Raw genomic sequence first — 8,595 nt, 5'->3', positions numbered from 1 at the left:
CACCAGGTCTTTTTCCGCCTCGTACCATGATTTTTTATTCTATGATTGGTGTACATCAATCAATAGTAGAATAAAATGAACGCAATTGTAAGAAGAATTTCAACCTAAATGGTCATATTTTGAATTATCCCTCTTAACTCATAGAGTTACTTATACAAAAGAGTTAGCCTACTTACCCACAAATTCTGTGGATAAGTTACTAGACAATTGCTCCAACTGATGCTTAGAAATTGTAAGCAAGTGTTTCTCTAAAGAGCGTTTTGATTCATTTGACTCTTCTTAATATCTGAAGGCTTAATCAGCTATCTTTGAAAATTGATAACTCCATCGATGATAAATTCTAAAAAAATCATTTTTACCAATAAAAATTACCGTATTTTTTGGGATTATAGCGATGAGATAGGAATATCGGCTAGAATAATTTGATACCTGTTGAGGATCAGTAAATTTTGAGTCCTCCCTGAAGAATGACGATTTGCAGCTCAAATTGGTCGGCTCTCTGCTTAGGGCCTAGAATCCTGGATCCTCCAGCCAAGCTGGAGGAACTTAATTTATAGTAGTGAGGATTTAGCAGGTGTCTGATAGTTAATAACCAAGATTCGACCCGCTGATGTATTCATGTTTCCGTTGAAGAGTACTTAAGGAGGTAAAAAAAAGTAAGCGTTGCGAAACAACCTTTACTTCGTAATTAATGTCTTCAGAGAGACTTGGTTTTTCATCAGGTTGTTCTTTTCGGGGATTGTATAAACCAAATTCTTCTACAATTTCATCCACCCGCTTTGCTAAATAAGGGTTACGGGTTTCCATATGATAATTAGCTAAGCGCGATTGAAAATAACTGCCGACATCTTCCTTATCACAGCCAAAAGAGGACAGGTAGTCTGACTCCAATAACTTGAGCAGCACTTCAATTTCAAAAATATAGGCATTTCCTTCAGTGTTCGCTATTTTTGCTTCCACATTAAAAGCATGCCCCGTTTCATGAACAATTGCACCAATAATATCAATAGTCGGTTTTAGCAAAAGACTCTCTTTTATCGCGATTGTTTTATTAGCGACCCAACTGCTATGATATTGACTCAACATTTTGTGAGTATTTTTATTAATAAAAATGGCAGAATTACCTAGCACCCCAGTGAAATCAAGACCATCGGCTCTTAAGATATCAATTTTAATAAAGGGAATAGTGGTCCTTCTCCCATTTCCCAGACCGCTAACGCCAATTCGACGGCATTCTTCAATAATTTCTCTAATCTGCTCTCGAGTCAGCATAACAATCTCCTTATCTAGCGGTTAATAAATTCCATAAGTTCCTGGGGTTAAATTTTTTATTCCTGTATGGGAATGATTATTCAGAATAAATATTTGTCAGTCAATAACTATTTAGTTCTATTTAGTTTTTTTATAAACAAATAAAGCAGATTGCGAATCTAAATATTCCGCCAAGATAGGAATATGGGCTAGAATAATTTATAACCCGTTAACTTAAGGATAAGTAATCATGAAAATTGCCAAACAAATTATTGTACTCAGTCTTTTCCTTACCACCGTTGGCCTATTGAATGGCTGCAACACGGTTAAAGGTTTTGGCAAGGATGTTTCCAAAGCAGGCCGAGATATCCAAAGAGCGGCGAATTAATTTTACCTACTGTAGAGTAATATCATGATGATAGAAAAACATTTTGCTTATAAGATTTCTAGAGACTCTAAAGGAATTATCTGTAGTCATTCCGAATTTGAAGAAGATAAGATGGTCGATTTATTGAAAGAACTTAAGTCGGCTAATTCCGTCGATATTTATTGGATTTTTAAGCAACGTGGCCAAGAACCGAAAGAACCGTTGTGCATCATAGACTGTCACTATCAGAGGATTTATTACCACTACTCTGGCGAAGTTGAAAATATAGATGAGATGATCAAAAAACTAAGCAAATGATCAAAAATCGATAATCATCGAGCTTTAAGCTCGATGATTATACCTAGGCGTTCTTAGCATTAGTATCCAGAAGTTCCATTAGAACTGCCTGGGGTAGTAGTACCAGTAGAGCCCCCTGGAGTGGTAGTGGTGCCGGGAGTAGTCGTTCCTGTACCCGTGCCAGTTGTTCCTGTACCCGTTGTACCTGTATCAGTTCCTCCAGTGCCAGTGCCCATACCTGTGCCGGTACTTGTACCTGATCCTGTATCTAATCCAGTTCCGGAGCTTGTTCCGGTGGTACCCGTTGTTCCCATGCCGCTAGTTCCCGTGCCACTACTAGTTGCTAGGGCAACTGAAGATAAAGCAAGTATTGCCATTGCAGCCAATATCCTTTTCATAATGTACTCTCCTAATTGATATCTTCCTCTGTGAAGCCAGCTCTCACTATGCTCATAAGCGATGCATAAGTTCAGTTTAAGAGAACCGATGCATCGCTACTCCGTTAAACACTATCCTTTTCTGGATGGATTTTGATTAGGGCGTTGAGTTTGGCCATGTTGGCCTTGACCATGTTGGCCAGGACGTTGTTGACCAGGACTTTGTTGGCCTGGATGAGTTGGTCGATTCCATTCTTTACTAGGCATTATAAATCTCCTTCTTTATTACCCACTTAAACGAATAGGACAAGAAAGAAGAGAAATCAAATGCAAAAAAATTAAATATTAGCGAACTTTTTGAATTTACTTAGAGAATTATGTTATAAAAAATTTAAGCTATTTTTTACTAAAAAATATTTGCTAACAATTTTTCATGTTTTTTAAAGGTTAGCTATAAAACTATAATTGGAAAATTGTATAAAGCTAAGTTAAATTTTATTTAATAAATCATTTTTGTGAAGAGTAAATGAATACATACCAATGGCTTGCAAAATTGATTAGTATCGATACTAGCTCTAATAATTCCAATCTGGAATTAATCGAAACTATGGCGTCCTGGCTTAAACTTCATGATATTGATTTTCATATTATTCCTAGCCCTGATGAATCAAAGGCAAATCTGTTTGCCACTATACACACAAAAAATGAACAAGTTAGGGGTGGGATAGTTTTTGCTGGTCACACCGATACTGTGCCAGTAGCAGGTCAAATGTGGCAGACAGACCCTTTTGTTGCCACAGAAAAAAATGGAAAAATTTATGGTCGTGGTGCCTGCGATATGAAAGGCTTTATTGCTGTACTTCTGGCCTTAGTCCCGAAACTGAAAAAATTAAGGCTTTTAAAACCAATTCATTTCGCTTTTACCTACGATGAAGAAGTTGGCTGCATTGGGGTCGATTTTTTATTAGATCACATCAAAAAATTAGGCATAACACCCGAAGGCTGCATCGTCGGTGAACCCTCTAGTATGCGTCCCATTATTGGCGAAAAATCAAGGCGTGTTTACCATTGCCAAATAAAGGGCTGGTCAGCACATTCATCGCTTGCTGCCAAAGGCTGTAATGCGATTGAATACGCAAGCCGCTTAATATGCTATGTTCATAGGCTTGCCAATTATCTAAAAAAAAATGGACCTTTTGATTATGATTTTGACTACCCATTTACAACAATTTCCATCAATATTGTTAGCGGTGGTATCGCTTATAATGTAATCCCTGGAACCTGTGAATTTATTCTTGAAATTCGCTATTTGCCTCAGTTTCCTCTCGAAAATTTTCGCAGCCAAATTGAAAACTATATTAACAAAGAATTACTTCCCGAAATGAAAAAAAACTATTCGGAAGCGGCTATTTATCTCGAAGAAATCTCAGATGCTTCTGGTTTTGTTGCTCTAGAAGATGCCCCACTAATTAGATTGGTACGCTCCATTACCGGTGTAAAGGAGCGCTTAAAAGTTTCCTATTCGACTGAAGCAGGGAACTATCAGGACGCCAATATTCCAACGGTTGTCTGTGGTCCAGGACACATTGATCAGGCGCATCAGCCTAATGAATTTATTACAAAAGAACAACTTGTCATTTGTGAAAATGTCATCAAAAATATAGTGAATCTTTTCTGTTTAGATTTAAAAAATTCCTAGCTTTATCGATTTTTTATTTTATAGAATTTACAGTCCATATCTAAAAAATAACCCTCTTTATAATATTTCATTCCACATTTTTCCATCACACGAAATGAAGCTTTATTATCCTTGTCGGCATAGGCAATAATGTATTCTGCATTGATATTATTTTTTGCCCAAGCTAATAAGCCCTTTAATACTTCTGTCGCATACCCTTTATGCCAAAATTTTCTATGAAAAAGATAACCTACTTTAATTTCCCCCGTATCAAGCTGATCAAAATAAGCTTCTCCGACAAATTCCTCATCTTTAAGTCTAAAAATAACAAAACAGGGTAAACTTTTTACCTCACAATTTTCAATGCATTGTAAAATGAAGCCTTTAATTTCCCCTCGACTTAAGGTTCCCTCCGGAAAATATTCTTTTACTACAGGATCTTTATCTAATGCCTCTAAGAATGAAATATCCTCCTTTTGCATCGGCCTCAGACCTAATTGCTTTGTTTCTATTATGTATTTATCCATTGTTGTAATCCCTTTGTTATTTATTAACTAATTATAGATGCTCAAATTCTCACAAGTTAGAACCAGGCCCAACCTAGGAAATTGAGCTTGTATTCACAGAATTGAAAACTTTTTGCCCTAGCGGAAGATTGCACTCGCCTCAATCATTATTTAAAATCGAGTTTCACTTTTAAAAACCTATCCATTATGCTTTTTTCTAGCCCATTCTTCTTATTCATTTTTATTCCTCTGGTTTTTTTCCTCTTTTTTATGGCACCACTAAGAGCAAAAAATAGTGTTTTGTTGACAGCAAGCTTTCTATTTTATTTTTGGGGTGAGCCCCGTTTCTTCTTTATAGCAGTCTTATCCACCTGCTGTGACTATTTTCTGTGTGAACAAATTTATCGTGCAGAAACAAAAATCAAAGCACTTGTTTTTTTGAATATAGGCATATTATTAAATGTTTTTATGTTGTTTTATTATAAATATCTCGATTTTTTTATTAGCTCAACCAATGTCTTTTTTTCCTATCTAAACCTGCAGCCTTTACCAATTTTGAAGATTGCTTTACCAATTGGAATTTCATTTATCGTTTTTGAAAAAATCACCTACCTTGTAGACGTATATCGAGGGATATCTAAGCCAGCAAACTCACTAAAAAACTACCTTCTTTATATATTTTTCTTCCCCAAATTATTAGCAGGTCCGATTGTCAAATATCATGATATTGCCGCACAATTAAAAAATCATCACCAAACCTTAGACAATTTTATTCAAGGTTTTAAACGTTTTCTTTTAGGTCTAGTCAAGAAAATACTCGTTGCAGATACCATTGCGGAATTAGCCGATAAAATCTTTTCACTACCGCCTGATCAACTAGGTTTTTATCATGCCTGGCTCGGTCTGCTCTGCTTTAGCTTACAAATTTATTTGGATTTTTCTGCCTATTCAGACATGGCTATTGGTTTAGCGAGAATGTTTGGTTTCAAGCTGCTTGAAAATTTCAATATGCCTTATCTTGCCACCAATTTTACTGATTTTTGGCGACGATGGCATATCTCTCTTTCAACCTGGATCCGGGAATATTTATACTACCCTCTGGGGGGTAATCGTTATGGTATTTTACGTACTTATTCTAATCTTTGGATTTGCTTTTTAATTTCAGGATTATGGCATGGAGCTAATTGGAATTTTGTGATTTGGGGAGCTTATAACGGATTCTTTTTAGTTCTAGATAAATTAGGTTGGTTACGTATTAGCAACTATTTGCCTCGTGCTATCAATGTGGCGCTTACTTTTATATTTGTTATGTTTGGATGGGTAATTTTTCGCACCACTTCGGTGACTGAGTTGCTCAACTTTTTCAGCGCCCTTTTCCATCCTTCCCGTGAAAGTAGTTTTATTTACATCACCTACGATATTTGGGTTGCTATACTCGCAGCCCTCATAATCAGCTTCATACCTAGCATGGATACTATTAGATCATGGAGTTCTCTAAAGAATCATCGCTTAATTGAACATTGGATGATCAGCGCACTTTCTTTCTTTGCCATCTCGAGAGTAGTGGCTGCAACATTCAAATCGTTTCTTTACTTTAGGTTTTAATTATGAGCATAGAGCAAAGTTCTAATGAACTTACAGAAGAATTTTCCATTAATCGCTTTGTACATCTTAAACGTTTTTTAAAAAGTCATCAGCAAATTATTCCATTTATTTTGATGATCATCATATTAGTACTACCCATTAATTTATTCATAATAAAACAGCTCATTAACAAGTTTTCGCTCAACCCCAAAACGCAAAACCCACCTCTTGTGTCAGTCGAAAAAATATTAAACGGTAGCTTACAGAAAGAATATGAAACTTGGTTTAACAATCATAATCCAATGAAATCTATGTTCACTAATTTCAATAATCAGTTTTATTACAGCCTTTTCTCAAAATCCCTGATGTTTGATTCGAATATTGTTATCGGTAAAAACGCTTATCTCTTTGAAAAAATATATATTAATCAATACGTTAATTTGAGCAAGGTACCTTATACACAACGGCAATTTGATTTATGGGCTGCAGACTTGCAAGAATTAGCTGATTTTTTTAAAAAACGAGGACAAAAATTTATTTATCTAATCACACCTTCTAAAGCCAGTTTTTACCCCGAATATTTACCGGATAGCTATGCCAAAATAATAAAGGATACACGACCTGATTATTTTTTAAAAATTGAAGCCCTAAAGAAAGTTCATGTCCCCTATTTTGATGCTAGTCAATTTATACTAGCTAATAAAGATAAATCCTATGGCTATTTGCTTTTTCCTCAGGGCGGCACTCATTGGACCATGTTGGGTGCGAGCTTAGTTGCAGAAAGAATTTTAGACCTCATCTCTCAACAAACTCAAATGCAATTACCACCTCTTTCATACTCCTATACTGTCACCACTAGACCACTTGGAGTTGATAAAGACTTACTGCATCTTTGCAAATTACTTTTTCCACCTAAACACTACACTGTTCCCTACGTTTCTTTCAAAAAGAATGAAAATCCAGTATCGCTAAAAGTCGCTATTATCGGCGGTAGTTTTACTCATTTTTTTAAACAATTATTTACTGAATCGCACTATTTTAGCCAATTGGATCATTTTTACTATTTAATACTCAATCATTACCAAATTTCTAAAAATGGTAAAAAGGAACCTCCTATGAACCGAGATGACCCAAGATCTTATCAAGATATTTTGGCTGCTGATGTCGTTATTCTTGAGGAAAATGAAATACTTCCTTATTCCAATCATTTTAGAGAACTTTATTTTCGGCTACTGGGAAAACCCCCCAGTAGCTAAGTGATTCTTAGGCGTTTAAATCAATTTCTGTTGTTTCGGTAAAATCAATATTAAGTTTTCCAGCTAAATTGTTAATAGCCAGGTCAACGAGATCGAAAAGTTGCTGACGGCTTGTCTGCTCACCGAGATCAAAAGAGGTTTCCTTAGTTAAAGCTAAAGCAGAGGCAGCATCATCGAAGGCCGACTGGGCCTCCTCTAGGGGAATAAAATCATATTTATTGTCAATTTCATAGGCCAAAGTACTCATTGCCTGTCCAAAAACCTTACGTACTAAACTAAAGGGTAGCATGGTTGAAGAATGCGTATTCAATGAGATTGAATTGTTATAAAGCTGATCTAAATAAACTCGAATTTGTCGGGGGTATAAAATAAAAGTACTACCTACGGATTCAGTAGTGCCAATTGCTTGTTGATATTGATTATCAGTCAACGAATAGTCATTAATTTTTTTTAGTTTTTCTGCATCATAATCAGCACAGATACTCATATAGGTTTTTGTAATATTCGCCCAAGGGCCTGCGTTATATGCGGCATTTAAAATCATATCCAAAAAATTATTGGGATGAGTTTTTAAATTGGCCATACAAGCCTCATAATCTTTTGCAGATGGTCCCCACGAATCTTTGTTAATTGCTTCTAAACGTAACATCGTATTATATTGAAAAAATGCGGCAGCTAGGGGGCCGAAATATTTGTTATCTAGGGTAGCTGGGCCGGGTTTTACAGTTTGCTTACCATCATCTTGATCTTCAATCGAATAACCTAGACTCTTTTGTAATACAGTGAAATTAATTAGCCCAAGACCATTTTCTAAACGCTTTCCGTAATCATTAATTTGATAAGGACCACCTTGACCAGCGGCTAATAACATGCGGCGAATCGTCTCATCAGGATTAATCCAATCTGACTCCGTTTTATAACTATTTGTTTGCAGATTTTCTTGAAGTAATTGTGCAAACAAAGAGCCTTTCAAATAATCTTGATCGAAAGTAAGATTGGGATAATGATGATTTAACAAATAAGCATACATTGATCCAGCAATTAAGTTAGAAATGAGCAAATCATTTATATTGGAATTAAGTGGTAAAATTTCCGTTTTCTCATCAACTTTTAGAGGGAAACTAAGATGATAATAAATTTGACCATTCTCGGGTGAATTTTCGGTATCAGCATGAATAATTAGACTGTAATTTGTGAGGAAAATAATAAAGATAAGTTGGATGCTTTTAACCATAGCTAATATTAATTGAATATGACGCACCAATATAACCAAATAATA

Annotated in this window: 10 protein-coding genes; 5 read left to right on the top strand and 5 right to left on the bottom strand. The window is 35.6% G+C overall.

Annotated features, from left to right (window positions below; translation table 11 throughout):
- Positions 1-585 precede the first annotated feature (585 nt).
- Positions 586-1,272 (bottom strand): hypothetical protein, encoded by a 687-nt coding sequence (locus Lnau_RS02790; RefSeq protein ID WP_058503636.1) that lies wholly within the window; start codon positions 1,270-1,272, stop codon positions 586-588.
- 229 nt (positions 1,273-1,501) lie between these two features.
- On the opposite strand from Lnau_RS02790, the gene Lnau_RS02785 reads away from it, so the two are divergent.
- Both Lnau_RS02785 and Lnau_RS02780 read left to right on the top strand, forming a co-directional pair.
- A complete protein-coding gene (locus tag Lnau_RS02785) occupies positions 1,502-1,639 on the top strand; it encodes an entericidin A/B family lipoprotein (RefSeq protein ID WP_058503635.1) in 138 nt (45 codons plus the stop codon).
- 27 nt (positions 1,640-1,666) lie between these two features.
- On the top strand, positions 1,667-1,936 hold the full coding sequence (locus Lnau_RS02780) for a hypothetical protein (protein WP_058503637.1): 270 nt from the start codon (positions 1,667-1,669) through the stop codon (positions 1,934-1,936).
- A gap of 59 nt (positions 1,937-1,995) precedes the next feature.
- Here Lnau_RS02780 and Lnau_RS16640 read toward each other — a convergent pair whose 3' ends face one another.
- Positions 1,996-2,313 (bottom strand): hypothetical protein, encoded by a 318-nt coding sequence (locus Lnau_RS16640; RefSeq protein ID WP_058503634.1) that lies wholly within the window; start codon positions 2,311-2,313, stop codon positions 1,996-1,998.
- 111 nt (positions 2,314-2,424) lie between these two features.
- A complete protein-coding gene (locus Lnau_RS16865) occupies positions 2,425-2,559 on the bottom strand; it encodes a hypothetical protein (protein ID WP_274520247.1) in 135 nt (44 codons plus the stop codon).
- 259 nt (positions 2,560-2,818) lie between these two features.
- On the opposite strand from Lnau_RS16865, the gene argE reads away from it, so the two are divergent.
- Complete coding sequence (argE, locus tag Lnau_RS02770) at positions 2,819-3,991, top strand: acetylornithine deacetylase (RefSeq protein WP_058503633.1); 1,173 nt, start codon at positions 2,819-2,821, stop codon at positions 3,989-3,991.
- Between the two features lie 2 nt (positions 3,992-3,993).
- Here argE and Lnau_RS02765 read toward each other — a convergent pair whose 3' ends face one another.
- Entirely contained in the window at positions 3,994-4,497 is a 504-nt protein-coding gene (locus Lnau_RS02765; protein ID WP_058503632.1) for a GNAT family N-acetyltransferase, read from the bottom strand.
- 282 nt (positions 4,498-4,779) lie between these two features.
- Here Lnau_RS02765 and Lnau_RS02760 point away from each other — a divergent pair, with 282 nt between their 5' ends.
- The gene (locus Lnau_RS02760) at positions 4,780-6,081 is read left to right on the top strand and encodes an MBOAT family O-acyltransferase (RefSeq protein ID WP_202972567.1); all 1,302 of its coding nucleotides are present in this window, start codon (positions 4,780-4,782) and stop codon (positions 6,079-6,081) included.
- A gap of 2 nt (positions 6,082-6,083) precedes the next feature.
- Positions 6,084-7,316, top strand: a complete 1,233-nt coding sequence (locus Lnau_RS02755) for an alginate O-acetyltransferase AlgX-related protein (RefSeq protein ID WP_058503630.1) — start codon at positions 6,084-6,086, stop codon at positions 7,314-7,316.
- 7 nt (positions 7,317-7,323) lie between these two features.
- On the opposite strand, the gene Lnau_RS02750 is transcribed toward Lnau_RS02755, so the two are convergent.
- A complete protein-coding gene (locus tag Lnau_RS02750) occupies positions 7,324-8,577 on the bottom strand; it encodes a hypothetical protein (RefSeq protein WP_058503629.1) in 1,254 nt (417 codons plus the stop codon).
- Positions 8,578-8,595 lie beyond the last annotated feature (18 nt).

The sequence above is a fragment of the Legionella nautarum genome (assembly GCF_001467895.1).
Lineage (GTDB): Bacteria > Pseudomonadota > Gammaproteobacteria > Legionellales > Legionellaceae > Tatlockia > Tatlockia nautarum.
The sequence above is the reverse complement of the archived record's forward strand: the minus strand, read 5'-3'. Positions and strand labels throughout refer to the sequence as shown.

Bases quoted from the DNA above. Each gene is read 5' to 3' on its own strand.
- Lnau_RS02790 (WP_058503636.1), bottom strand. From the start codon at position 1,272: ATGCTGACTCGAGAGCAGATTAGAGAAATTATTGAAGAATGCCGTCGA.
- Lnau_RS02785 (WP_058503635.1), top strand. From the start codon at position 1,502: ATGAAAATTGCCAAACAAATTATTGTACTCAGTCTTTTCCTTACCACC.
- Lnau_RS02780 (WP_058503637.1), top strand. From the start codon at position 1,667: ATGATAGAAAAACATTTTGCTTATAAGATTTCTAGAGACTCTAAAGGA.
- Lnau_RS16640 (WP_058503634.1), bottom strand. From the start codon at position 2,313: ATGAAAAGGATATTGGCTGCAATGGCAATACTTGCTTTATCTTCAGTT.
- Lnau_RS16865 (WP_274520247.1), bottom strand. From the start codon at position 2,559: ATGCCTAGTAAAGAATGGAATCGACCAACTCATCCAGGCCAACAAAGT.
- argE (WP_058503633.1), top strand. From the start codon at position 2,819: ATGAATACATACCAATGGCTTGCAAAATTGATTAGTATCGATACTAGC.
- Lnau_RS02765 (WP_058503632.1), bottom strand. From the start codon at position 4,497: ATGGATAAATACATAATAGAAACAAAGCAATTAGGTCTGAGGCCGATG.
- Lnau_RS02755 (WP_058503630.1), top strand. From the start codon at position 6,084: ATGAGCATAGAGCAAAGTTCTAATGAACTTACAGAAGAATTTTCCATT.